Source organism: Pontibacillus halophilus JSM 076056 = DSM 19796, assembly GCF_000425205.1.
Lineage (GTDB): Bacteria > Bacillota > Bacilli > Bacillales > BH030062 > Pontibacillus_A > Pontibacillus_A halophilus.
The window spans coordinates 202631-226920 of record NZ_AULI01000006.1 but is presented as its reverse complement, the minus strand read 5'-3'; the positions used below and the strand labels follow the sequence as shown (position 1 = coordinate 226920).

General features: G+C 42.8%; 26 protein-coding genes. 19 read left to right on the top strand and 7 right to left on the bottom strand.

Annotated features, from left to right (window positions below; translation table 11 throughout):
- Positions 1–2 precede the first annotated feature (2 nt).
- The 4 genes from H513_RS0106895 (at position 3) to H513_RS0106880 (ending at position 3266) form a co-directional block, all read left to right on the top strand.
- Entirely contained in the window at positions 3–755 is a 753-nt protein-coding gene (locus tag H513_RS0106895) for a hypothetical protein (RefSeq protein ID WP_026800089.1), read from the top strand.
- A 90-nt stretch (positions 756–845) separates the two neighbouring features.
- Positions 846–1856 (top strand): polysaccharide deacetylase family protein, encoded by a 1011-nt coding sequence (locus H513_RS0106890; RefSeq protein ID WP_051239740.1) that lies wholly within the window; start codon positions 846–848, stop codon positions 1854–1856.
- A gap of 73 nt (positions 1857–1929) precedes the next feature.
- Complete coding sequence (locus H513_RS0106885) at positions 1930–2982, top strand: C45 family autoproteolytic acyltransferase/hydrolase (protein WP_026800087.1); 1053 nt, start codon at positions 1930–1932, stop codon at positions 2980–2982.
- A gap of 53 nt (positions 2983–3035) precedes the next feature.
- Positions 3036–3266, top strand: coding sequence for an excisionase family DNA-binding protein (locus H513_RS0106880; RefSeq protein WP_026800086.1), 231 nt, complete (start codon positions 3036–3038; stop codon positions 3264–3266).
- Positions 3267–3338: 72 nt separating this feature from the next.
- On the opposite strand, the gene H513_RS0106875 is transcribed toward H513_RS0106880, so the two are convergent.
- On the bottom strand, positions 3339–3719 hold the full coding sequence (locus H513_RS0106875; protein WP_026800085.1) for a RidA family protein: 381 nt from the start codon (positions 3717–3719) through the stop codon (positions 3339–3341).
- A gap of 258 nt (positions 3720–3977) precedes the next feature.
- On the opposite strand from H513_RS0106875, the gene H513_RS0106870 reads away from it, so the two are divergent.
- The 3 genes from H513_RS0106870 to H513_RS0106860 all read left to right on the top strand — a co-directional run bounded on the left by H513_RS0106870 (position 3978) and on the right by H513_RS0106860 (position 7984).
- Positions 3978–5879: an ATP-binding protein gene (locus H513_RS0106870; RefSeq protein WP_036769417.1), complete on the top strand. Its 1902-nt coding sequence runs from the start codon at positions 3978–3980 to the stop codon at positions 5877–5879.
- Between the two features lie 143 nt (positions 5880–6022).
- Positions 6023–6424 (top strand): hypothetical protein, encoded by a 402-nt coding sequence (locus tag H513_RS0106865; protein WP_051239738.1) that lies wholly within the window; start codon positions 6023–6025, stop codon positions 6422–6424.
- A 216-nt stretch (positions 6425–6640) separates the two neighbouring features.
- Positions 6641–7984, top strand: coding sequence for an alanine/glycine:cation symporter family protein (locus H513_RS0106860; protein ID WP_036769454.1), 1344 nt, complete (start codon positions 6641–6643; stop codon positions 7982–7984).
- Positions 7985–8027: 43 nt separating this feature from the next.
- Here H513_RS0106860 and H513_RS0106855 read toward each other — a convergent pair whose 3' ends face one another.
- The 4 genes from H513_RS0106855 to H513_RS21180 form a co-directional block, all read right to left on the bottom strand.
- Positions 8028–8882 carry an MBL fold metallo-hydrolase gene (locus tag H513_RS0106855; RefSeq protein ID WP_036769415.1) on the bottom strand — a complete coding sequence of 285 codons (855 nt, stop codon included), beginning with the start codon at positions 8880–8882 and terminating at the stop codon, positions 8028–8030.
- Between the two features lie 14 nt (positions 8883–8896).
- Positions 8897–10315 (bottom strand): Na+/H+ antiporter NhaC, encoded by a 1419-nt coding sequence (gene nhaC / locus H513_RS0106850; RefSeq protein WP_026800080.1) that lies wholly within the window; start codon positions 10313–10315, stop codon positions 8897–8899.
- Between the two features lie 219 nt (positions 10316–10534).
- On the bottom strand, positions 10535–11542 hold the full coding sequence (gene mreBH / locus H513_RS0106845; protein WP_026800079.1) for a rod-share determining protein MreBH: 1008 nt from the start codon (positions 11540–11542) through the stop codon (positions 10535–10537).
- A 165-nt stretch (positions 11543–11707) separates the two neighbouring features.
- On the bottom strand, positions 11708–11839 hold the full coding sequence (locus H513_RS21180) for a DUF2639 domain-containing protein (protein ID WP_081658206.1): 132 nt from the start codon (positions 11837–11839) through the stop codon (positions 11708–11710).
- A 191-nt stretch (positions 11840–12030) separates the two neighbouring features.
- On the opposite strand from H513_RS21180, the gene H513_RS0106835 reads away from it, so the two are divergent.
- The 10 genes from H513_RS0106835 (at position 12031) to H513_RS0106795 (ending at position 18697) form a co-directional block, all read left to right on the top strand.
- A complete protein-coding gene (locus H513_RS0106835) occupies positions 12031–12783 on the top strand; it encodes a YkgJ family cysteine cluster protein (protein ID WP_231572077.1) in 753 nt (250 codons plus the stop codon).
- On the top strand, positions 12783–13310 hold the full coding sequence (locus tag H513_RS19720) for an MOSC domain-containing protein (protein ID WP_081658205.1): 528 nt from the start codon (positions 12783–12785) through the stop codon (positions 13308–13310). The genes H513_RS0106835 and H513_RS19720 overlap by 1 nt, the downstream gene beginning before the upstream one ends.
- A gap of 30 nt (positions 13311–13340) precedes the next feature.
- Positions 13341–13472, top strand: coding sequence for a 3-alpha domain-containing protein (locus tag H513_RS22155; protein ID WP_161625293.1), 132 nt, complete (start codon positions 13341–13343; stop codon positions 13470–13472).
- A 286-nt stretch (positions 13473–13758) separates the two neighbouring features.
- The gene (locus H513_RS0106825) at positions 13759–14517 is read left to right on the top strand and encodes a CAP domain-containing protein (RefSeq protein WP_026800077.1); all 759 of its coding nucleotides are present in this window, start codon (positions 13759–13761) and stop codon (positions 14515–14517) included.
- Between the two features lie 180 nt (positions 14518–14697).
- Positions 14698–15153: a nucleoside deaminase gene (locus tag H513_RS0106820; RefSeq protein ID WP_026800076.1), complete on the top strand. Its 456-nt coding sequence runs from the start codon at positions 14698–14700 to the stop codon at positions 15151–15153.
- Between the two features lie 14 nt (positions 15154–15167).
- Positions 15168–15542, top strand: a complete 375-nt coding sequence (locus tag H513_RS0106815) for a DnaJ family domain-containing protein (protein ID WP_026800075.1) — start codon at positions 15168–15170, stop codon at positions 15540–15542.
- 102 nt (positions 15543–15644) lie between these two features.
- Positions 15645–16367, top strand: coding sequence for an ABC transporter ATP-binding protein (locus H513_RS0106810; protein ID WP_026800074.1), 723 nt, complete (start codon positions 15645–15647; stop codon positions 16365–16367).
- Positions 16367–17404 carry an ABC transporter permease gene (locus tag H513_RS0106805; protein ID WP_026800073.1) on the top strand — a complete coding sequence of 346 codons (1038 nt, stop codon included), beginning with the start codon at positions 16367–16369 and terminating at the stop codon, positions 17402–17404. The genes H513_RS0106810 and H513_RS0106805 overlap by 1 nt, the downstream gene beginning before the upstream one ends.
- A 28-nt stretch (positions 17405–17432) precedes the next feature.
- Positions 17433–18092 carry a TetR/AcrR family transcriptional regulator gene (locus tag H513_RS0106800; protein WP_026800072.1) on the top strand — a complete coding sequence of 220 codons (660 nt, stop codon included), beginning with the start codon at positions 17433–17435 and terminating at the stop codon, positions 18090–18092.
- Between the two features lie 152 nt (positions 18093–18244).
- Positions 18245–18697, top strand: coding sequence for a GNAT family N-acetyltransferase (locus H513_RS0106795; RefSeq protein ID WP_026800071.1), 453 nt, complete (start codon positions 18245–18247; stop codon positions 18695–18697).
- On the opposite strand, the gene H513_RS0106790 is transcribed toward H513_RS0106795, so the two are convergent.
- Positions 18694–19512, bottom strand: coding sequence for an HAD family hydrolase (locus H513_RS0106790; RefSeq protein ID WP_026800070.1), 819 nt, complete (start codon positions 19510–19512; stop codon positions 18694–18696). The genes H513_RS0106795 and H513_RS0106790 overlap by 4 nt on opposite strands.
- 125 nt (positions 19513–19637) lie before the next feature.
- On the opposite strand from H513_RS0106790, the gene H513_RS0106785 reads away from it, so the two are divergent.
- Positions 19638–20318 (top strand): SOS response-associated peptidase, encoded by a 681-nt coding sequence (locus H513_RS0106785; protein WP_338048991.1) that lies wholly within the window; start codon positions 19638–19640, stop codon positions 20316–20318.
- Between the two features lie 107 nt (positions 20319–20425).
- Complete coding sequence (locus H513_RS19715; RefSeq protein WP_051239732.1) at positions 20426–22597, top strand: sensor domain-containing protein; 2172 nt, start codon at positions 20426–20428, stop codon at positions 22595–22597.
- A 16-nt stretch (positions 22598–22613) separates the two neighbouring features.
- On the opposite strand, the gene H513_RS0106775 is transcribed toward H513_RS19715, so the two are convergent.
- Positions 22614–23978 (bottom strand): alanine/glycine:cation symporter family protein, encoded by a 1365-nt coding sequence (locus tag H513_RS0106775; protein ID WP_026800068.1) that lies wholly within the window; start codon positions 23976–23978, stop codon positions 22614–22616.
- Positions 23979–24290: the final 312 nt, after the last annotated feature.

The window sequence follows — 24290 nt, the reverse complement described above, 5'->3', positions numbered from 1 at the left end:
CGATGTTTACAATTGAAAGAAAGTTGCTTGGTATCAATATGAAGCAAGTATATTTCCCAGACCCTAGTAAGATTGGTGGTGTAGAAGGTGGGGATCTTGTAGGGGTTACGCAGGCAGTTGCTCCAATTGAGGGTTGTCATACAATTGAAACCCTGCATTTAGACTTAACCCAAGATCGAGAGAAAATCTTCTCAGATATGAGTCGGACAACTCGCCGCCAAATTCGAATGGCTGAAAAAAGGTATACGTTCACTCCTATTACGATTGAAAGACCAACAGATACGCAAATTTATGAGTTCAGAGATTATTACAACACCTTTGCAAGAAATAAAGGTTCTTATCTCATCCGTTCGTTTAACCTTCTTACTTTAAAGAAATTAAGAGATAGAAACAAATTGGTACTGACGAAAATGGTGGATGAAGAGGAAGAGATTATGGCCTATCGAGCGTATATTAGCCATGAAGGTCGTGCTATGGCGCTTTATATCTCAACACTCTTCCGGATGGCAGACAATACAGATGAAAAGCGTCGTATTGGTTCTGCACATCGATATTTAAAATGGTGCGACATGACATGGTTTAAAGAGAAAGGGTATCACACCTTTGACCACGGAGGACTAACGAATGATGAAGGGATAAGGAATTTTAAACTTGGATTCGGTGGGAAAGTGGTACACGAATATTCAGGTTATGTACCTCGCTCGGTGAAAGGAAGATTCCTAGTGGAAGCGCGTAAACGGTTGGTTGAAAAGTAGTAAATCGAACGATATTTCGTAGGGTGATGTGGCGAGTTGAAACACATCTTCAAGATAGGAGTTCATGTGTAAAGAAGGGGAGGGGATATGATGGGAAGTGGAAAGCTTATCTTATCGTTAGACTTTGAATTATATTGGGGGTTACATGACGTATTTTCTATTGAACAATATGAGGGGAACTTAACTGGGACATGGGAAGCGATACCGGCTATGTTAGAGTTGTTTCAAGACTATGAAATCCATGCAACGTGGGGGATTGTAGGAATGTTGCTTGCTTCTGGCAGAGAAGAATTGTACACCCTTTTCCCTGAACATCTTCCTTCTTATGAAACTCCTCACTATTCCGCCTATGAACATTGCCAAGAAGCCAAGCTTGATGAACAACATGGTTGTTACTTTGCTCCTGACCTTGTTGAAGCTATAGCCGAAACGCCACATCAAGAAGTGGCCACTCATACGTTCTCTCACTATTACTGCCTAGAAGAAGGACAAACGGAAGATAACTTTAGACAGGATCTCCTTGCTTCAAAAGCCCTTCATGCACGAAAGCTTCAAGGCTGTGCACCACTTACAACCATCTTGTTTCCGCGTAACCAAACCAATGAGAAGTATTTAAACGTATGCCGAGAACTGGGATTGACTTCATATAGAGGGAACGAAGAGTCGTCCATCTATGAGCCTAGTTCATTCTCTGATTATCGTTCAGTTAGGAGTAGAGTTCTTCGACTAATCGATGCGTATGTGAATATAACTGGATCTCACACCTATCCACTCCCTCAATATCGTCACAACGAGCTGATTAATTTGCCATCAAGCCGTTTCTTACGCCCCTATGTTTCTAATCTTAAGTTGCTTGAGGGGATGAGACTCAAGCGGATTACGAAAGCGATGACAAAGGCAGCTAAAGAGGGAGAGGTCTACCATTTATGGTGGCATCCTCATAATTTCGGGCGTCATTTGGAGGAGAATCTAGCTTTTCTCGAGAAAATACTTCAACATTATCGAAAGCTCCAACAACTATACGGAATGGAAAGCATGTCGATGCAAGAGGCGGCAAGTGAAATTGAAGCTAGAGTAGAACAAGTAAGAGAGGCTTATTAGACCTCTCCCTTTTCTTTCCTCCCCATTTTCAGATATGCTTGTAAGTAAGTTTCTGGATAAAAGAGGGGTTAAGATGAAAGAGGTATATAGTAAGATTGTTCAATTTAGAGGATCACATTATGACTTTGGATATGCACAAGGAGTAGAGATGCGAGATTCACTCCTTGTTCAGAATCGAGAGAAGCAATGGAAATTAAGAAAGCCTCGTTTCTCGGTAGAGGAAAGGGAAGTTCAAGAAGCAATTACTCGATTTGCACCTGGTGTATGGGATGAACTAATCGGGTTACGAGATGCGCTCGGCTGGTCAATGGAACGGGTGTTAATGGAATTTGGTGGTTACCGGCTCGATTACGTGAAATCTGGCTGCTCCATTCTAACCGGTGAGGATTATTTAGTGCGAAATTATGATTACCATCCGAAAACTTACGAAGGGCGATTTGTTCTTTATCAGCCAACAGATCAAGGGTATGCCATTATGGGACCTTCCCAAAGGGTGACTGGTCGTATGGATGGAATGAACGAGAAAGGTTTGGCAATCGGATACAACTTTATGCATCGGAAGAAGCCAGGCATCGGATTCATCTGCTGCATGATTGGAAGACTCGTATTAGAAAGTTGCGCCAATGTAGATGAAGCGGTCAGCATGTTAAAGGAAATCCCTCATCGTCATTCTTTCAGCTACATTGTGTTTGATTCGAGTGGAGAGACGTACATCATCGAAACGTCACCTAGAGGCGTTGAAGTTCGACAAGATGGAGCATGCACCAACCATTTTGAACGCATGCAGGGAGAGAATCGGAATTATTTGGACGATTCCTACCGACGTCTAGGACGAATGAAAGAAGCTCGTCCACAGCTTACAAATGCTGCAGATGCCTTTCGCTTGTTGAATGATGAAGACCAAGGGGTTTTCTCGAAGCAATATCGCAACTGGGCGGGGACCATACATACTTCTCTATACTTTCCAAAGAAGTTAACCGCATGGTTTGCCATTGGGGAGAATAAAGAACCTTATGAGTTAGATTTTGAATCTTGGTTAAGCGGGAATACCTATCCGTTATCATCATTTACTGGAAAGGTGGATACAGACTTAGGTTTCCCCCACATGGATTCAAACACGAAATAGTATGAACATGGTACACTAGGAGAACGAACTCCATTGAAGCAGGTGAATGCATCATGTACAGAACAATAGAAGAGACGGCTGAATATCTCGAGTTGCCTGTTACTTATATTCAGTCGCTCATCCTTCGGAACAAGATCAGAACCATCCATGATGGTCAACGATATTTAATCAATAGCAACCAGTTTACTTCCTATTTCGAACAGATGGACAAGTACCGGCAAATGATACAAGAGTACTTAAATGAGCCAATCCCAGAGAGTATGGATGTAAACGATGAGGATTAATAGTAGAGCGTAGAATCTAGCTAGATTCTACGCTCTTTTCTGTAGTATAGGAGGGTTGCACGCTGTTACGCTCTATTCTTTCACCGCAATGGCTTCAATCTCTACCTTTGCATCCTTTGGAAGTCTACTAATTTCAATCGCAGCTCGAGCTGGGTAGGGTTCGGATAGGTAACTAGCATAAACTTCATTGACGGTTTGGAAATCATCCATAGAGTCTAAGTAGATGGTCATTTTGGCGACGTGCTGAAAGGTTAAATTGGCTTCTTGCAAGATGGCGCTAAGATTCTCCATGACCTGTTTCGTTTGTTCTACAACGTCGTTAGAGACAATCGTCATTGTTTCCGGGTCTAAGGGAATCTGCCCTGAAATAAATACGAGAGAACCTACATCTGTTGCTTGAGAATAAGGTCCAATTGCTGCTGGTGCTTTTGTTGTTGAGAGTGGGTGGATCATTCGTATGGCCTCCTTCAGAATCTACACAAGAATAACTTATGTAGGAGCGGAACATTTCTACATGGTTCCTTAAATTAAATGAAATCAGTACCATTTTGACATAGAACTGTTGAAAATTGCGTAAAATTTTGTCGTTAAGTCAGAAAATTTAGCAATTAAATACAAATGTTGTTAGAAATCGTATAGAATAGAAGTACAGAGCGGAAAGCAGACAGAGTAGGTCGATTCATCAATAGCAGGAAAGAGGTTATATATGTGATGCCCTTAGAAAAAATTCAATCACTCGTTTCTGTCGATGACTTCTTTGAGCTTTCTAACGTTGCAGGGTTATGTCTAAGCGTTCTGAATATTGGAAGTGATCGTGTCTATATGAATGTGCCAATGAGGAACGTGATAGAAGAAAATGAGTGGGAAATGAGTTTACCGGATTGGCTTACTTTCCTACATAAGAAAGACCGTCTGACCTTGAACGATGCCCTCACACAAGTACGAGCAGGGGAGCCAAGGGAGCTAAGGTTACGAATTGTGCGGAGAGATCAATCGCTTGCTTGGGCGAAATGCCATCTGGTGTATCTTTCAAGTCGATTCGTTGCCTGTTTATTTGAAGTGTTATCAACAGAGGATGTGCATACGAAATGGATTGGTTCTTCCAACCAGCAACTTGAAATGGCTGATTTCCTGCCGGAAGAGAAGACATTCCAATTAGACATACACAATCTGATACCCAACCTACAAACGTTTAAAACCTCCAAAACCGAAAAAAATGATATTTCTCATATTTTCCCTAGATTCTCAGATGTATTGGAAAACATTCCTTACGGGTTAGCTATCATTAATAAGGATTGGGAGCTCGTGTATGTGAACGCAGCATTTGAGCGTATTTTCGAATGCTCAATTTCGCATCTTTATTCTCAACAATTGTGGAAAATTTACTCTGCTCAAAATTATTACGCTTACTACATTCATCTCAGCGAGGCGATGAGTGAACAGAAAGTCGTGAAATTCCGAGATTACCTACACCAATTAAGAAAAATTGTTGATGTTTCGGCCTACCCAAATGAAGAAGGGATGACGGTGTTCGTCCAGGATGTGACAGCTGTCCAATCTTACGTAGAAGCGCTCGAAGATGCTGAAGAACGCTTTTCTTTGCTCGCTTCAAACATTAAAGACGTATTCTGGATTGCAGATGCAGACTTTGAAGCCTTTGAATATGTCAGTCCGTCCTACCATGAATTCTTTAACCTAACTCCATACCAAAGCGTCTCTCAGAAAGATGAATGGCTATCTATTATTCATAAGGACGATGTGGATTATGTTCTAGAAGGCTTCCGGAAAATGAAGTATAGGCGAGCTGTAATTGAGTTCCGCATTATAACGAAAGACGACACCATTAAGTGGATTCGAACAAGAGGGTTTCCTGTCTTCAATGAACGACACGACATGATTGTTGGGGTTCACGAGGACATTACACAGTTGAAAGAACGTGAAGAATGGAAACAGAAAGAGAAACAACTTGAAACTGTAGCGCACTTAGCAGCCGGTATTGCCCATGAGATCAAGAATCCGTTAACTTCTATTAAAGGATTCCTTCAAATTATGTTATCTGAAGAGCAGCGCCAGAATAAATACTCCGATATCGTCTTTAATGAGCTTGAACGAATAGAGGATATTGTGAATGAATTTATGATGCTCGCGAAGCCGGAAAGAGAAAAGCAAATGGTTCGAACTTCTCTTCCTGAAATTGTAGACTACACCACTTCACTATTTAAGAAACAAATTGAGGAGAAGAGCATTACGCTGAACACATCCTATAGCGATGGGACATTCCAAGTTCTTTCTGAGCCGAAAAGGCTAAAGCAAGTGTTCATCAATCTTATTAAGAATGCCTTAGAAGCCTCGACTGTTTATGGAACCTTAACGATAGAAGGAGAAGAGAAGGATGACCTCTTATTTGTACGGGTTCGAGACAGTGGCAAGGGGATTGACGCGGAAACTCTTAAGCGAATAGGAGAACCTTTCTTTACTACGAAAGAGAAAGGAACGGGACTAGGAATTGTTGTAACAAAGAAGTTAGTCCACGACTTAGGTGGGGATTTAACCTTCGACAGCGAAAAGGGCAAAGGGACAACAGTTACAGTTACCTTACCAAAATCAAAATAGAATGTTAAAGAAAGCAAGCACGCTCGCCTAATAGGTGGACGTGCTTGCTTTCTTTATTCCCGGGTTGAAGTGAGATTCTTTGCTGTAACAAACACCCAGAACATGAATACACTACACTGAAATAAAAAAAGGGGAGTGTTTTCATGTTTCGTCAGCAACAGCCGTTCACGCAGATGCCTCAAATGCCTAATGGAATGATGCAGCAAGGACAAATGATGCCACAAGGTGGCCAGATGGGCATGAACCAACAGATGAATGGCCATCAGAATGAACACGATAAGAAAGATTTCTGCAAGAAGCATATGTATTACTTTGTTGTCATTGAAACCAATGACGGTCAGACATTAGAAGGAATTATTGACGATATGGATAGCGAAAATGTCTATCTGCTTATGCCTGTAGGTGAAGATGAAGAAGGAGATCGTCAATATGGGTATGGAGGATATGGCTACGGTTACGGGTATCCTCGTCGCTTTAGAAGATTCCGTCGTTACTATTACCCGTTCTTTGGAGTTCGTCGCTTCTTCTTCCCATTCTTCTATTAAAATATTGTGTCATTCTCCTATAAGGAGCAACTCAACCCTTGAGTTGCTCCTTTTTTTATTTTCTTCCAGTGTGACAAATTCTCTTGAATCTATACATATGAGTATGCGATACTTTTAAGATGAACTTTTAATACGTTATTGGATTAAAGAGAAGTTTCCCATAGATGTGGGATACGAAATCAAGAACTAGAGAAAGGGACGTGAACTGTGGAAGCAATGACATCTTTGTTTGAGAGTATTAACAGTGTGCTATGGGGGCCTGTTATGCTGATCTTCTTGCTTGGTACAGGAGTCTGGTTGACGTTCAATTTGGGGTTTATTCAAATTCGCTTTCTGAAAGAAGGATTTAAACAAACGTTTGCTCCTTTATTTAAGAAAGATGATGGGGAAGGGATTAATTCGTTCAAGGCCTTAGCCACTTCAATATCAGCTCAAGTCGGCACCGGAAATTTAGCCGGCGTTGCGACTGCTATTGCAGCTGGAGGACCAGGAGCGATTTTCTGGATGTGGCTCAGTTCATTCTTTGGGATGGCAACAATTTTCTCTGAGGCTGTGCTCGCCCAGGTTTATAAAGTGAAAAAGGGGGACCAAGTAGTTGGTGGTCCAGCCTATTATATCCGTGAAGGACTAGGGAGTCGCTTCTTAGCCGGATTCTTTGCGGTAGCGATTATCCTTGCACTTGGCTTTATCGGGAATATGGTTCAGTCGAATTCCATTACGGTCGCTGTTAATGAAGTGTTCGGGCAATCTAGCTTATGGTTGAACTTATCCATTGGGATTGTTGTGGCACTCTTTATTGGGATGATTTTGTTCGGTGGGATTGAACGTATTTCTGCATTTGCAGGCAACGTTGTGCCTATTATGGCGCTCCTTTACATTGTCGGAAGTATGATCATCCTGATTGTAAACATCGACCTTGTTATTCCTACTTTCCAGTTAATCTTTGAGGCCGCCTTCACACCTGAATCTGCAGGTGGCGGTGTGCTCGGAGCAACTGTAAAAGAAGCTATTCGGTATGGCGTGGCGCGTGGGTTGTTCTCAAACGAAGCTGGGATGGGTTCTACCCCGCACGCTCATGCGGTAGCCAATGTGAAACATCCGGCTCAGCAAGGATTCGTAGCCATGGTCGGTGTGTTTATTGATACAGTAGTGATCTGTACATTGACCGCTATGGTTGTCCTAATTACGAACGCGCATACAACTGGTCTTGAAGCAAGTGCCATTACTCAAGAAGGGTTTGCGAGAGGTCTTGGTGAATTTGGAACTCCATTTATCGCCATTTGCTTACTATTCTTCGCCTTCACAACCATTCTTGGCTGGTCTTACTTCGGTGAAGTGAATATTCGCTTCTTATTCAATGGGAAAGGGATTAAACCATACCGTAGCCTTGTTCTTCTCTTTGTCGTAATTGGCGCGCTTGTGAAGGTAGACTTCGTATGGGAAATGGCAGATATGTTCAATGCACTCATGGTCGTTCCGAACTTAATTGCCTTACTCCTGTTGTCTCCAGTTGTGAAGCGGGTATTTCGTGAATATAAACAACAGCTTCTTTCTAAATGATAAAGAAAGCCCTTAGAGCGAACGCTCTAAGGGCCTTTTTTTATTATAAATGAAAAGTCATTCCTTCATGGGCAAGATGAAACCCACGATTTTCGATGGTTGTTCGAGCTTGATGATTCTCATCGAGTGCTCGATTGGTGTGGTTGAAGTGTGTAAAGAATACAGCTGTATCTTGTTGGTTGACTAATACCTGAAGACGGTCCATTGTTTCGGTCATAAGTGGGTGTGGGATGGACTGTGGGTCTCGACCAAGTTCAATAAGTTCATCTTCCGAATAGAAAGTTGCATCAAGTAAGCAATAGTCTACGTCACGGGCAACTGCCTCAATGTCTTTCTCCCATTCTTCAAAGCGGTCAATGTCTGGAATGTAGAGGAGGGAACGTTGCGATCCCTTTAAGATAAATCCAAATGTCTCAGAGAACTCATTACGATGTGGAACAGTTAATGGGATGATGGATACATCCTCAAACGATCTGCTCTGTTCATTACGTAATTGATGGAGTGTAATGTGGTCTTCCTCGACTAGTATTTGCCAAGGCAAGTGGTGACGAAGGAAATTAGTCATTTCAGCTCCTGCGTACACGGGCAAACGCTTCGTGTTCATTGCTTCTTTACCGAGAAAGAGGAGACCGGGATAATGGCCAATATGTGCATGTGTCAGCCATATAGAATGAAGCCTAGGATTGCCTAGCTGTTCCATCTGTTCGTATTGGACTTTGAAATCTGGTGTTGCATCAATGAGTGCCCATTGATTGGTTTCTGAGTGAACGACTCCAAGGGAAGTAGCTTGTCTACGATACGTGGAGTCTTGTTTAGCTCGTTGGCAGTTGGTACAAAAACACCCAGGCTGGGGGACTCCCCCATCCTGGGCTGTACCTAAGACGTGTACGGTTGTCATTGTAATTGACCTCCTTATACCGTTTTAGGATAGTTCCATTGTTCGTCTTCTTGTTGAACGGCTGGCTCTTCTTTCGTAATCGTGAAGCCGGTGTAGCCGTAAATAACGTTAATGAGCAGTACAAAGTAAGCGAAGAAAATGAACGGTATAAACGCATATGGGCTAATATCCATCAATCCGCTGACGAACACAGCAGGTACACCCCACGGAACAAGGTTTACCCCAACCGTTCCAGCCGCTTCTACGTTACGAGATAAGTTCGTAGCCGAAACGCCTCGCTCTTTATACGTTCCTAGAAATGCTTTAGATGGAAGGATAATCGCTAGGTACATGGCGCCACTTACGAAGCTGACGAAGAAAGTAGACAACAGCGTTGTAGAGATCAGTGAACCAGTACTGCGAACTCCTTTAATCAATCGTTTAATTAATACATCGAATACTTGAATCCCTTCCATAATTCCACCAAGCGCCGTTGCAAATGTTACGAGTGCAACAGTTGAGAACATGGATTGGATTCCTCCATTTGAGAGAAGGTCATCCACTGTAGAATTCCCTGTCTCCGCAACGAACCCGTTCGTCATTGCCTGCATCACTTCGGAAATCGTGTTCCCCTGGACAAGCAATGCTACAAGACCTCCAATTGTACTCACCACGACCAGCGCAGGTATGGCTGGCACTCGTCTAGCCATCAACACAATGGTTAGTACAGGGAGTAACAGCAACAACGGATGGATGACGAACACATTGTTTAATCCACTTAAAATCGTGTCAATTTGGCTCGTATTGAAATCACCGGAGGTTGTGTTCAGTCCAAGGATCCAGAATGCGATAATACTTAATACGAATGCAGGAATTGTATCCCATAGCATGTGTTTAACGTGGTCGAATAAATCTACATCTACCATCGCTGGTGCAATGTTTGTTGTGTCTGACAGTGGAGATAATTTATCTCCAAAGAATGCGCCCGAAATAATTGCACCTGCAATGTGGGCTGGAGAGAAGCCTAAGCTTGTACCGATTGCCATAAAGGCTAAACCAATCGTAGCAATTGCGGTAAACGAGCTTCCTAGTGTAATGGCGACAATTCCAGATGTTACTACAACAGTTGGTAAGAAGAAGTTAGGTTGTATGATTTCTAATCCGTAGTAGATTAACGTTGGGATTGTACCACTTAAAATCCAAGTTCCAACAATAGTACCGATTATGAGTAATATAAATATGGCAGGAAGTGCTTTAGATACACCGTTCGTTAAGAACTGCTGTAGTTCATTCCACGTATACCCAAGTCGCTTCCCAACTAAAGCTGATGCAATGATTCCAATTGTGAAGGGGATATACATTCCAACCTTCCAAAAGAAGATCGAGCATGCTGCCGCTCCGATTAAGGCAATTAACGGGAGGAGCGCTTGCCCAATAGTGGGCTCTCGTTTCATACCTATTCATCCTTTCAACAAGGCTTTAACGCTTTTATGCTTTTATCCGCTAAAATGTTTATGTGTCTATTTTAAAGGTGAACGGCCGTGTTGTCAATGGGGCGTAGGGAGGAGGATTACTGAAATGGAGTGGAAGACTTTCGACAAGAGGAACTTTTCTTAATGACCTAGCGTAAAAAAAGACTGAATCCCTTAAGGGATTCAGTCTCTCTGTCACGCTTATTTCGCTGCTTTTTGTAGTTTGTCGATCATTTGTAGGGAACGACCTGTTCCGATTGCAACAGATTCTAACGGATTCGGTGCTAAGTGTACAGGGACGAATATTTCGTTACTTAGCCATTCTTGCATCCCTTTAAGAAGGGAACCGCCACCAGTTAGGATGAGACCGTGGTCCACAATGTCACCGCTTAACTCTGGAGGGCAATCTTCAAGAGTCGCACGAACGGTTTCTAACACCTGTTCAAGAGATTCGCGTAATGCTTCTTGAATTTCTGTAGATGTCAACGTAATCGTTTTCGGTAAGCCATTGACGAGGTCACGTCCACGTACTTCCATTGTTTCTTCTTCGTGGTCGATGAGTGCGTAGCCGATTTCCATCTTAATGTTCTCAGCTGTACGCTCCCCGATAAGTATATTGTAGTTCTTACGTACGTGGTGAATGATTTCTTCATCCATTTTGTCACCACCGCTACGTACAGAACGACAAGACACAACGCCACCGAAGGAGATGATGGCTACTTCACTTGTACCTCCGCCGATGTCTAGGATGACGTTGGCAACTGGATCACTTACGGGTAAGTCAGCTCCGATTGCGGCTGCCACCGGCTCTTCAATGAGGTGAACGTTTTTCGCACCATAGCTCTTAACGGCATTGTGGATGGCACGTCTTTCAACAGATGTTGAGCCTGATGGTGTACAGATAACAACATTTGGTTTGCGCATGGAAGCACCAAGTTGCTTGCTTACTTTCTTAAGCATAGCTTTAAGCATTTGAGCTGTAATATCGTAGTCTGCAATGACACCATCTTTCAACGGGCGAATAGGTACCACGTTCTGTGGCGTCTTTCCTACCATTTGCTTTGCGTCAGCACCAACTGCTAACACTTGCTTTGTCTGTGTATCAATAGCAACAACGGAAGGTTCGTTTAATACGACCCCTTTGTTTTTTGAATAAATAAGTACGTTTGCAGTACCTAAGTCGATACCAATTTGGGCGTTCGTAAACATATGTGCGTGTCCCCCAGTTGAGTTTGAGTCTTCTTACTTATACCCTTCTGACATTCTACGTGATTTATGGGGGTCATAGATAAGGTAAATGTTAGAAACTTATAGGAAAAAAAGCAGGGATCCTAAGTTAGGATCCCTGCTTTTTGTGAAGTTTAGATAAGAAGCTTATTTTTGTTTAGCGAAGTATAGGTTTGCAAGAATGTGCTTTTTATAGCTTTCTAGCTTACGGTCTTCGTAACGGTTCATACCAAGCTTCTTAAGTTCGTATACGTACCAGCCTTTAGTACCGATATGCATTCCTATCATCCTTTCATATATAATTTAGTGTTGTTGATCATCGAAAGGCATTTCTAGACGTTGTCTATTGTAACATCGATTGTAAATATGTGAAAGGATTTTTTGATGTTCCTTCCACGTAGAATCCAATAGGAATAAGACAACGCTCCACACCCCATGGTATAATGAATATCTTAGCTTTAAAAGGGGGTGTGATTATCCAATCATATCTATCTTATCCAGAAATACTGAAAAAATGCGAGCTGTTGAACGAACAATATGAAATTAACCAACACTATTTCGATCATATAGTAGAAGACTTGCTCTCAAGTGATCGCCCGACAAATGAGGTCATCATGGCTGGATTTCATCGTTTATTGGAACAAGTAAATGAAGAAATGGCTAACATGGAAGACTTTATGGATGTCAAAGCCTCATGCTTTATGGGATGCGCATTCTGTTGTTACTTTCCGATTATTATTACCCAAGCAGAATCATCCATGATGAAGAGAGCCATTGATCAGTGGCCGAAAGAACGGAAAGAGAAACTTATGAAGCATTTGGAACAGTACTATGCAACGTACGGGGAAGAAGTGGAACGCATTACGGCGTTAGACCAAGAAGACCCTGCGTTTAAGAAAAAATATATCGCTTCTCAAGTTCCATGCCCAATGCTTGATCCTGAGACAAACTTGTGCATGGCTTATGAGATCCGTCCCATTCCATGCCGAACGTATGTAAACTACTCTGACCCGAAAGTATGTGCGAACAACCACATGCCAAAGGAAACGCTTAGCTTCGAGTTTCTATACGAGTTCTACATGGGCGGGCTTAATGAAATCATGCAGGAATTGTATGAGAACGGAGAAGATATGCTCGTCGATTATCCATCTGACATGTGGCAATATGATTTCCTTGCTAACTGGGCGAAAGACTGGTTAAGGGAAGAAGAATCTTCTGTATAATGGTTACAAAAGGGGGGGATTCAACGATGGAGGAGCAACTAACGATTGAATCTGTGCAGGTAGGTGGACCGAAACCGGTCATCCGGGGTGGAGAGGAACAAGTTACAAGCTTTATGAAGACCAGAACAACAAGTTCGCTTCGTTTGACTTCGCTTGGTCTTGAAGGAGATGAGCAGGCCGTTAAGGAACATCACGGTGGGGTGTATAAGGCGGTTTGCATGTACCCATACGTTCACTATGCATACTGGCAGGAGAAGACAGGGAGCGTGATGTCCTTTCCAGCGTTTGGTGAGAACGTAACAGTAGCGGGACTTGATGAATCGACTGTATCAATAGGAGATGTGTTTCAATGGGGAGAGGCAGAGCTTCAAGTCGTTCAACCACGCCAGCCCTGTCAACGTATTTCATTTGTTCATCAAATAAAGGACTTAACCAAGCAAGTGATCCAAACTGGCTTCACAGGTTTTTATTTAAAGGTGCTGAAGGAAGGGATCGTATCGGTTCACCATCCACTTAGGCGAATTTAACAACAGGAACAAAGTCTGACTATTGCCGAAGTGAACGAATTGAAGTACAGAAATCGAAACGATCTAAAGAAGCTGCAACAGGCAGTCACCTTAGAAGCACTTGCACCTCCGTTCAAGGAATCCTTCCAAAAGCAACTAAACCGAATTCAAGGAACAATATAACAACCACGTAACAAGAAGCCTATCTTTTGTAACAAAAGGGGCTTCTTTTTTATGGTGTCAACCATCACGCTTATGAAATCCGTGTAACTTTAGGATGAATTTTCCTAAAGTGTTAGTGGTCGAGTTACAAGGGATTAACGGTGTCACGGCGGATGATGAAGGCCCATTTACACCTGACGTAGGTTCTATGAAAATACGAATATCCATATTCCCCCATAATTATTACAAAAAACTCGTGCTACGATTAGGTTGTCACAGCGACACAAAACACGAGAGGAGAAATCAAATGTTTAAAAAAGTGACAACTGTAACTGCGTTGGCAACGACGATTTTAGTAGGAGGTAGCTTTGCGTCAGACGTTAGCGCTGAATCTAAGTACTATCAGAATCAGCCAGTGAACGTCATGAAAGACTTCTCCTTCAATAAAGAAGAAATCAATCAATGGATTCAACAATATATGAATCATGAGACACAACAACCTACAGCCGAACAAGCTGAGGAGTCTAAAGCCTCTACTCAAGAGGAGCAAGTGAAACAGCCGGAATCAAATCAAGAAACACCTGCACAAGAGACGACTGAACAGCCACAAGCTCAGCAACCGACTCAACAAACACAACAACAACCTACAACCAATGAACAGACGAACACGGAACAAGCTTCTGGAGTCATAAGCGAGTTTGAGAAGCAAGTAGTCGAATTGACGAACCAAGAACGTCAGGCACAAGGCCTTGAACCGCTTCAAATTAGTGAAGACTTGAGTGAAGTGGCAGGCAAGAAGTCTGAAGACATGGCACAAAATGGATACTTCTCACACAACAGTCCAACTTATGGCTCTCCGTTCGATATGATGGACCAATTTGGAATTGATTATCGTACAGCGGGCGAGAACATTGCTAAAGGGCAAACCACACCTGCCCAAGTTGTTGAAGGTTGGATGAACAGTGAAGGACACCGCCAGAACATTATGAATCCGGACTTTACTCACATTGGCGTTGGCTATGTTGAAGATGGCCACGTATGGACACAACAGTTTATAGGCAAATAAGCTTTTACTGGAAGCTCCCATCATTCGGGGGCTTCTTTTTTTATAATAAGTTTTAACGGAAAGTGATCCATTTGTCCCGTATGGTATAGGGATGAAAGGGAAAGCTTCGTATGATACGCATTGGGAATGGTACGACTACCTTAACTTTATTAAAATGAGCAGGAAAAGGGGGAGACACGTATGAATAGATATATGGAGAGGGCTTTACAACTAGCAGTTGAGAATGTACATAAAGGTGGTTCGCCGTTCGGAGCTGTCTTAGTACGAAACAATGAAATCATTGCAGAAGGGGTAAATGAACTTCACGTCCATTATGATAGTACAGCCCATGCAGAGATGGTAGTCATAAGAGAAGCACAACATAAGCTTCAAACGATGGATTTAAGTGATTGCTCTCTGTATGCAAGTGGTGAACCATGCCCAATGTGCATAGCGGCGATGTACTTTGCTAAGCTTCAGGATGTGTATTACAGTCAGACGGTTGAAGAAGCAGCTCAAGTTGGGTTAACGTTGAGTGAAACCATCTACAAAGACTTGATGAAGCCAAAGTCAACAAGACAGTTAATTCCTGTGCATATGCCCTTGAAGCGACGAGAGCTAGATGCGATGAAGACCTATCGTAACCAGCAGTCATAGGAAGGTGGAATAGAGTGGATTTTTCTTTCCGTATTGCAGAAGAACGAATTAAGGAAGCTGAACGGAACGGGGAGTTTAAAGACTTACCTGGTAAAGGAAAGCGACTTGACCTGTCAGAATGGGAAGCGGTTCCTCAGGATTTACGCATGAGCTATACCATTATGAAGAACGCAAATATGCTTCCTGAGGAAATGAATGTTAAGAAAGAAATTCTTGAATTAGAAGATTTATTGAGACAATGCGATGATGAAGAAGAGCGACAAGCTTATCGGAAGAAGTTAAGTGAGAAACAAATCCATTTCGATCAGTTAATGGAGAAACGAAAGATGAATCGTTCGAGCACCTACCACAAGTATCAAACGGCTATAACGCGTCGCTTGTTTTCCTAACCTGTTCCACTTGGAAGAGGTTTCTTTTTTTTGTGTTGACGTGAGTGATTACTCACATTATTATAAAAGTGAGTAATCACTCATTAGTTGGGAGGGGTAAGAATGAAAGAGATGATTCGTGTGGAAGGAATGGCACATTCTTTCGGTAAGGAAGAAGTGTTGAAGGATATTCATGTATCAATTGAGCAAGGAGAGATTTATGGATTACTTGGACCTTCTGGGGCCGGCAAGACAACTTTAGTTAAAATGATTGTGGGGATAACAGAAGCAGACCGAGGGAGGGTGTGGGTGAAAGGAGTACAGATGCCTTCCCTACATCAGATGAACGTAATCGGCTATATGGCTCAATCCGATGCTTTATACGGAGAGTTGTCAGCGCGAGAAAATATGGACTTCTTCGGATCGATCTATGGATACAATAAAAGAAAGAGAAAGCAGCGTATCCAAGAAGTGGCACACATCGTGAATCTTGAAAAGGACTTGGATAAACAAGTGCATCATTATTCAGGAGGAATGAAGCGGAGATTATCGCTCGCTATTGCCTTGTTGCATGAACCTGACGTGCTTGTCTTAGATGAACCGACAGTCGGTATCGATCCTCTGCTTCGACAGTCGATATGGGAAGAATTCACCCGTTTGAAGAACGAAGGGAAGACACTTATTGTGACCACTCATGTTATGGATGAGGCGGAGAAGTGTGACCGGTTAGCGATGTTACGAGGTGGTTACCTCATTGCACAAGGAACGCCACAAGAGTTAATCCAGCAAGTGAGGGCTTCCTCAATTGAGGAAGCTTTCCTTTCTTATGGGGGTGCCGAAGCATGATGAACAGTATCGCTATCTCCAAACGTATCTTACGTCAATTCAGACGTGACAAGCGGTCGATGGCACTTATGATTATGGCTCCGTTGCTCGTTCTTACGCTAATGTGGCTTGTATTTGACGGCGAACAATATGAACCTAAGATTGGACTGGTTGAAGGACCTGCTCCATTCACTAAAGCTCTTGAATCTCAAGATGCCGAACTTGCTAGCTTTACAACTAAGGAAGATGCCTTTGATGAGCTAGAATCAGGAGAGTTGGATGGGGTGATTTATTTCGAGGGTAGGGAAGCGACAATCCAACTCGAAGGGAGTAATCCAAACGAGGTCTCGGCTGTTCGAAAGGTCGTCCAGTCTACCACTAAAACGCTTAGTGAGGAGTCCAAAGGAGCACAGCCTTTAGATTTATCATTCTCGTTCCTGCATGGCGGCGAGGACTTAGGACTGTTTGATAATGTAGGGCCAGTACTCGTAGGATTCTTCGTCTTCTTCTTCGTATTTATTACCGGAGGAGTCTCGTTCTTAAGAGAACGAACGCAAGGAACTTTAGAACGACTTCTATCGACACCGTTGAAACGGTTTGAAATTGTGATGGGCTATGTCATTGGCTTTGGAATCTTCACCCTTATTCAAACGCTCGTGATTGTCTCCTATTCTATCTATGTGCTTGATATGTGGATGGTTGGAAACATCGGCTATGTGTTGCTTATTACGTTCATACTAGCACTGACCGCGCTTACGCTAGGAACGTTATTATCCACTTATGCGAAGAGTGAATTCCAAATGTTTCAGTTCATTCCACTGGTCATCATTCCACAAGTTTTCTTCTCCGGGATGTTCAGTTTAGAAACGATGACTCCGTGGTTACGATGGTTACAGCATGTCTTACCACTTTCATACGGAGCAGAAGCATTGCGTGATGTTATGATTAGAGATGCTGGGTTTATAGATATTTGGGTAGAAATGGTGGTCTTAATTGCATTTGTCGTCTTGTTCTTTACGTTAAATGTGTTGGCATTACGTAAGCACCGAAAGTTATAATAGAGAAAAATGAAAAGGGAGAAATCGCATGAGTGATGAGCTGAATCTCCAAGAGATCCTCCAAGAAACTGAAAATGACACCTTAAAGCTCACCCCAAAGCAGACCAAGATATTAGAGGCTGCTATCGAAATTTTCTCAGAGAAAGGATATAACGCAACTTCTACAAGCGAGATTGCCAAGCGTGCTGGTGTAGCAGAGGGAACAATCTTTCGACATTATAAGACGAAGAAAGAATTGCTCTTCTCCATCGTAACTCCGATGATTACGAAAGTGGCTCTCCCAGTCTTTGCAAATAAATTTGTGAAAGAAGTGTTTAGTCCAGACTACGACCGATATGATCAGTTGTTGCGAACGTTAGTCTATGAGCGTTACCAATTTGTGAAGAAGAATTTGCCCTTCTTGAAGATTATGCTTCAAGAAATGGCTTTTCACCCTGAACTTAAGGAGAAGCTTCAACAACAGTTCTCCCAACATGTGTATCCATCATTTAAGGAGAAGGTTGAACATTACCAGAAGGAAGGTCAAATTCGAGATTATCCAGTTGAATCCGTCATTCGATTTGTGATGACGTCTATTATCGGTATGATCGTTACGCGTCTTCTTATTCTTCCTGATGCTGAATGGGACGACGAAGCTGAAATTGAACGAACAATTGATTTCATCATGTATGGAATCCATCAATCATAAGAATCACGCTAACACTCTGTTCCGCATAGGCTATGGTCGGAACAGAGTGTTTTATTTACGTGTAAGAATAAATTGGCAGGCTATGAAAACAAGGAGATTACGAATCAATCAAGAATTAATTGAAAGAGACGAGTGTAAGGGGGCTCTCCGATGTGATTAAGCTCTGGCCAGTAACAAAGAATAACTGGGAAGACTGTGTCCTGTTGAAAGTAACTGAAGAACAACAGAAATGGATTGCATCCAATGTGTTGTCTCTTGCCCAATATCAGTTTCTTGGTGAATTTAAAGCAATGGGAATTTATCATGGTCGAGAAATGATTGGGTTTGCGATGTATGGGGTGGATGAAGAAGATGGCCAATTATGGTTGTATCGATTTATGATCGATGTTCAATACCAGAGGCAGGGATATGGAAGAGAAGCGCTTACGCTTATAATGGAAGACTTAAGAAAGTGGGCCATGAAGCTGAACCAGCAAGAGGTTACCTTAAGTCATGACCCAGAGAATGTTGGTGCTGCTTCGTTCTTCTATCAATTTGGCTTTCATCCTACAGGAGAAATGAAATATGGAGAACGCGTACTATCCTGTTCCTTGTTCAAGCATTAGAAGACCTGCTTGAGTGAAGAAACTGCAAATAAATTAGGGTGTGTGATTGGGGGCTCATCTGGTGTAAGCCAACAGCTAGCCATCCCTAACTTTAGTGCGGGCGCTATTTCATTGATGAAGTTATCTCCAATTGATAGCGCATCATGGGGCTCAAGCTTGTACGTTTCTAATAACGATTTGAAATGATGTTCTGTTTCTTTTGGCTTCATAGCGGAAGGGATAATATGAGAGAACACATCGTCTAGGTTTAATTTAGAAAGAATTCGAATAACATCCTCTTTGTCGCTATTGGTTACGAGCACAAGATGCTTCTGCTCTTTCCAGCTAAGGAGTGTGTTTCGTAACCCCTCCGTCCTTGTCATCCATCCACCTTCGCTTGACATCACCACTTTTGTTTCGTTGTATACCTTATGGCAAGTCTCCATAGGAACGCCATGATGCCTGGCTAACACATATGGGGGCCACCATCCATCTCCAATCGATAACCACCGATCAAAGTCTACATCACTCGCGCGAAATGAAATGGACTTCTGCTCAATAGGCGCTTCTTTCCCATCCCATGTTAACGGTTCAATTAGCATGTCCGTAAAAGGATCCCACGTCCAAATGATATCCTCTAAAGTATCGTAAACCTTTCCAATCGCTAATGGATGCTCCCCCTTCTGCACACATTTCTCATCCCGCTCAAATGCATGCTGCCGTTCCAATGGAAGTTCGTGCTTTAGCTTTTCTGCAAATAAGGAGAAGTGAGCGGTATCTTCGTACAACGTCCCATCCAAGTCAAAGATGACTAGTGAATAATCCTCAAGTTTCAACTTCTACACCACCTTGTTCTTCTAGTTTATCTAATTTATGGTTTCCTATCTACTTGACCTTACAAAAAGGAAAATGAGGAATGTTCACGAAAAGTATAGGAAAGAGTAGGAGTAGCTTAAGGAGGATGAAGACAATGTGTGGACGATTTACATTTACGATTCAACCAGAAGATGTGCTTACTCATTTCCACATTGAACAGGAACTAGAGGGGGGTTCCCCTAGGTACAATATTGCCCCGGGACAGCAAGTACTTTCAGTTGTACACGATGGAGAGAACAATCGAGCTGGGTATTTGAAGTGGGGGCTTGTGCCTGTGTGGGCGAAAGATCCATCTATTGGGTATAAAATGATTAACGCGCGTTCTGAAACAGCCCATGAAAAGCCGAGCTTCAAACGGTTAATGGAGCGAAAGCGTTGCATTATTGTCGCGGACAGTTTCTTTGAATGGAAGGAAGAGAATGGGAGGAAGCAACCTTACCGAATCTATGCGCCTAAACAATCATTCTTCTCATTTGCAGGATTATGGGATAGGTGGCGTGATGGCGATGAGGATCTTGTTACATGCACAATTCTGACACGGGAAGCCAATCCGTTTATGGAATCCCTTCATCACCGTATGCCGATCATCCTTCCAGAAGAGCAAGAACAATGGTGGATTCAGTCTGAGACCCGTAATGCGAAACAAGTCCACGACGCTCTGCGCCAATTTTCACCCCCTGAGTTGGAGGCTTATCCGGTACACTCAATGGTGAACTCTGCGAAGAATGACGGTCCAGGTTGTGTGGAGAAAGTGTCTGTTGAATAGTATGGAACATGTGGAAGAAGTTAAACACTTTTCCACTATGACCGATATAGTAAAAAGAAGTGTCGAGCGTTTACAGAAAGAATAAGGTAAGGGTAAAGGTGGAGCATATGGATTTACTATACTCGGAGACATATCTATTAGACCAATTATACAAACGAATAAGTGACGCGGTCGATCAATCTCGGGTGTTACAAGGGAGGCAACTAGACCGTGGAAAGCTTCATAAGTCGCTGGCTGCTTACATGATGAAGTCAGGTTCTGTTAAGAATGCTCCTAATTCGCTATCGGTTATGGTATTGAATGATAGCGGAGAAATTGTGCAGACCAATGATGTTTCTGGATTCCTCGTAGCGAGCAATCATCGCAAACCGAAATTTGAGGATGTATATGAGTTGGTGTATACAGGTTCGTATCGTGCTAACCTTCAAGATGTTTGGAATACGATGCGTATGGGAGAAACATGGACAGGATTGTTAAAGACCCACGGTGAAATATGGATGCAAGCAACGGTTATGCCTGTTATGGACGTTCAAAGCCATGTCCAAGGGGCGATTATTCTGTGCGGCCGAAATCAGGGATTTGAAGGAAATCCCTTATTCAAGGACCATGTTGCTCATGATTTTCTTCGTACGGTTCAAGCGCTCGTGAATCTAGTCTTTAAAGTGGAGCGTCACCCCTACACCGGAGAATACCATTTCACGTTATTTGAAGGGAAATTAGCTGGTGTTCTTGGCATGTCAACGGCAATTGTGAACGGAAAGAAATTACAAGACTTGTTCGGTAAAGATAAGGCTGCATTCTTACAGCGTCACTATGAGCGTGCATTCGAGGGAGAAGAAGTTTCTTATAAAGAACGATTCTATGAAAAGTATTTATATACGAACCTCTCTCCTGTAATTGAGAATGGTAAAGTCATTGAAGTGATAGGGTCGTCTGTAGACATTACGGACCATGAAGAAGCGGAGCTGCGCGTTCGATATATTGCGTACCATGATCCACTTACTGACTTGCCCAATCGCCGTAAGTTAAGAGAGAACGTAGATCGTAGTATTGAGTTATCAAGAAGCAATGGTCGGTCCTTTGCAGTCTTGTTCCTTGACTTAAATCGCTTTAAGTACATCAATGACGCGTTCGGCCATCGATACGGTGATCAAGTGCTCGTTACAATTGCTGAACGTGTGCTTGAGATCCTAGGCTATCAAGATGAGTTGTATCGATTTAGTGGTGATGAGTTCGTCATCGTTGTGAATGATGCGGAAGACTTGGATTACGTCGAAAATCTAGGAAACGAAGTGTTAAAACAAATTGAGCGCCCCATCATGATTCGTGAGAAAGAATTCTTTCTTACAGCAAGTATGGGCGTGACCATTTATCCGTTAGGAGGATTCACATGCGACCAGCTCATTAGTCATGCAGACATTGCTATGCAATACTGCAAGCTACATAAGGGCCAGGGTGTCGTTATTTATTCTCCAAATATGAATGAAACGTATCATGACATGGTTAACTTAGAAGGTGATCTCAGGCGAGCGCTACAAGCTCATGAACTTGAGCTTTACTACCAGCCTAAGGTAAATGTTCAAACTGGTGAAATAAGTGGTATGGAAGCATTGATTCGGTGGACTCATCCACAGAAGGGACTCTTAAGCCCTGCTAAATTTATCCCCGTCGCAGAAGAAACGGGACTCATTATTCAAATGGGTGAGTGGGTCATCTTTGAAGCGTGCCGTCAGAATCAGGAATGGTTACTAGAGGGTTATCCTCCTCAACGGGTTGCTGTTAACGTGTCAGCAATTGAGCTTCAACGCCATAACTTCTCAAAAAAGGTAGAACAAATCCTTGAGAATACGGGTCTCCCCCCAGAATACTTAGAAATTGAAATTACAGAGAACAGTATCATGCAAAACACAGAAGAATGCATGCAAACCTTAAAGGAGTTAAGGGAGATGGGAGTAAAACTTTCCATAGACGACTTTGGAACAGGCTACTCCTCGCTTGGATATCTTCCGCGTTTCCCACTAAATTATTTAAAGATTGACCAGACATTCATCCAGAATCTTAAATGCAATCAGAACAATGCAGAAATCGTCAAGGCGGTCATCCAGCTTGCTCATACGTTTAACTTGGAAGTTATCGCTGAAGGCGTAGAAGATGAACATGTTCTACAGTTTCTGAAAGAAGAAGGCTGCGAATACTATCAAGGCTTCTATTTCAGTAAACCGTTGTCTCCTGAGATGTTCGAGCACTTATTGCAACAACGAAACCCCCAAACGCTGTAGCGCTTGGGGGTTTCGTTTAGGCATCTGTGGAAACAGAACCACGTTGTTCAGCTTTTTCTTCTTTCATGACTCTCAGGAATCGTTTCGTTTCAGAGACAACCACACCAGAAAGGAGCAGAAGCCCTACTAAGTTCGGGAAGGCCATTAGTCCGTTCATAATATCTGCGAACGTCCATACAATACCGATCTTTAGAATCGCTCCAACGAAGACGAGTAAGAGGAAGACAGAACGGTAAATCGGGACCCACTTTTGACTAAAGAGATAAGTAAAGCATCGCTCTCCGTAGTAGGACCAACCTAAGATGGTTGAGAAGGCGAAGAAGACAAGTCCTATAGAGACAATGATTGAGCCTGTACTCCCTAAGAATGTTGCGAAAGATTCAGACGTTAAGTCCGCACCATCTAACTCTCCTCCGTATTTATTCCCCATAACAATGGTAAGCCCCGTAATCGTACACACGACAATGGTATCAATGAATACTTGAGTCATAGATACAAGTGCTTGGCGACCAGGATAGTCTGTTCGAGCTGCAGCAGCGGCAATCGGTGCTGAACCAAGCCCCGCTTCATTAGAGAAGACGCCTCTCGCAACCCCAAATCGAATTACTGTTCCGATTGCTCCCCCTGCAACAGCTTCACCTGAGAAGGCATCAGAGAAAATAAGTCCAAAGGCACTTGGTACAAGGTCGAAGTTCATAACGATGATAATAAGTCCAGCAATGACATAGAAAGCTGCCATAATTGGCACGAAGAAGGCTGTCACGTTTCCGATACTCTTAATTCCACCGAGTATAACAGCTGTAGTAAGGATCAACAGAATTGCACCAGTTGCGAAAGTAGGGATATTAAACGTTGTTTCAAGTGCGTCCGCAACAGAATTTGATTGAACCATGTTTCCAATACCAAACGCAGCAATGGAACCGAAGACAGCAAACAACACACCAAGCCACTTCGCATTCAACCCGCGCTCTAAGTAATACATCGGTCCTCCAGCCATTTTCCCATCTTCTCCGGTAATCCGGTATTTAACAGCTAGGATGGCTTCTGCATACTTGGTTGCCATACCGAATAGGGCTGTGAGCCACATCCAGAATACAGCACCCGGTCCACCTAAGAAGATGGCAGTGGCCACACCGGCGATGTTCCCTGTCCCAATTGTAGCAGCGAGTGCAGTTGTGAGTGATTTGTAGTGAGAAATATCACCTTCTGATTTGGTATCGTTGTTGTGAGATTTAGAAAATACGAGTCGAAGTGCGTAAGGAAGGGTGCGAAACTGAAGGAAGCCAAGGCGTAACGTTAAATAAATTCCTGTACCGACAAGCAGAACGAGTAACGGGACCCCCCATACCCAACCGCTGATTGTGTCGAGTACACGTTGCAATGTAACTTCATTCTCTTTTCCCAAATGAAAAACCCCTTTCTAATTGACTCTGTTACATGTAGTGTTGAGTTGGATAAGATGAAGGAGGGGAGACGGCATTACTACAGGACGTGTCCGTCTTCATTGAGCCTCGTTATTACACCGTTTCACTTCCTTTGACCTATCTGATCTACTCTTCATGTGTTTACATTTACATGTAACAAAGCTTCCCAAAAATAAAATGGACGAACGTATATATAAAATATTCCGAAAATTTTGTATAAATGTCAATAGCCAATTTTGGGTGTAGAAAAAAGTGTGGATTAAATGTGG

Bases quoted from the DNA above. Each gene is read 5' to 3' on its own strand.
- H513_RS0106895 (WP_026800089.1), top strand. From the start codon at position 3: ATGTTTACAATTGAAAGAAAGTTGCTTGGTATCAATATGAAGCAAGTA.
- H513_RS0106890 (WP_051239740.1), top strand. From the start codon at position 846: ATGGGAAGTGGAAAGCTTATCTTATCGTTAGACTTTGAATTATATTGG.
- H513_RS0106885 (WP_026800087.1), top strand. From the start codon at position 1,930: ATGAAAGAGGTATATAGTAAGATTGTTCAATTTAGAGGATCACATTAT.
- H513_RS0106880 (WP_026800086.1), top strand. From the start codon at position 3,036: ATGTACAGAACAATAGAAGAGACGGCTGAATATCTCGAGTTGCCTGTT.
- H513_RS0106875 (WP_026800085.1), bottom strand. From the start codon at position 3,719: ATGATCCACCCACTCTCAACAACAAAAGCACCAGCAGCAATTGGACCT.
- H513_RS0106870 (WP_036769417.1), top strand. From the start codon at position 3,978: ATGCCCTTAGAAAAAATTCAATCACTCGTTTCTGTCGATGACTTCTTT.
- H513_RS0106865 (WP_051239738.1), top strand. From the start codon at position 6,023: ATGTTTCGTCAGCAACAGCCGTTCACGCAGATGCCTCAAATGCCTAAT.
- H513_RS0106860 (WP_036769454.1), top strand. From the start codon at position 6,641: ATGACATCTTTGTTTGAGAGTATTAACAGTGTGCTATGGGGGCCTGTT.
- H513_RS0106855 (WP_036769415.1), bottom strand. From the start codon at position 8,882: ATGACAACCGTACACGTCTTAGGTACAGCCCAGGATGGGGGAGTCCCC.
- nhaC (WP_026800080.1), bottom strand. From the start codon at position 10,315: ATGAAACGAGAGCCCACTATTGGGCAAGCGCTCCTCCCGTTAATTGCC.
- mreBH (WP_026800079.1), bottom strand. From the start codon at position 11,542: ATGTTTACGAACGCCCAAATTGGTATCGACTTAGGTACTGCAAACGTA.
- H513_RS21180 (WP_081658206.1), bottom strand. From the start codon at position 11,839: ATGCATATCGGTACTAAAGGCTGGTACGTATACGAACTTAAGAAGCTT.
- H513_RS19720 (WP_081658205.1), top strand. From the start codon at position 12,783: ATGGTTACAAAAGGGGGGGATTCAACGATGGAGGAGCAACTAACGATT.
- H513_RS0106825 (WP_026800077.1), top strand. From the start codon at position 13,759: ATGTTTAAAAAAGTGACAACTGTAACTGCGTTGGCAACGACGATTTTA.
- H513_RS0106820 (WP_026800076.1), top strand. From the start codon at position 14,698: ATGAATAGATATATGGAGAGGGCTTTACAACTAGCAGTTGAGAATGTA.
- H513_RS0106810 (WP_026800074.1), top strand. From the start codon at position 15,645: ATGAAAGAGATGATTCGTGTGGAAGGAATGGCACATTCTTTCGGTAAG.
- H513_RS0106805 (WP_026800073.1), top strand. From the start codon at position 16,367: ATGAACAGTATCGCTATCTCCAAACGTATCTTACGTCAATTCAGACGT.
- H513_RS0106800 (WP_026800072.1), top strand. From the start codon at position 17,433: ATGAGTGATGAGCTGAATCTCCAAGAGATCCTCCAAGAAACTGAAAAT.
- H513_RS0106785 (WP_338048991.1), top strand. From the start codon at position 19,638: ATGAAGACAATGTGTGGACGATTTACATTTACGATTCAACCAGAAGAT.
- H513_RS19715 (WP_051239732.1), top strand. From the start codon at position 20,426: ATGGATTTACTATACTCGGAGACATATCTATTAGACCAATTATACAAA.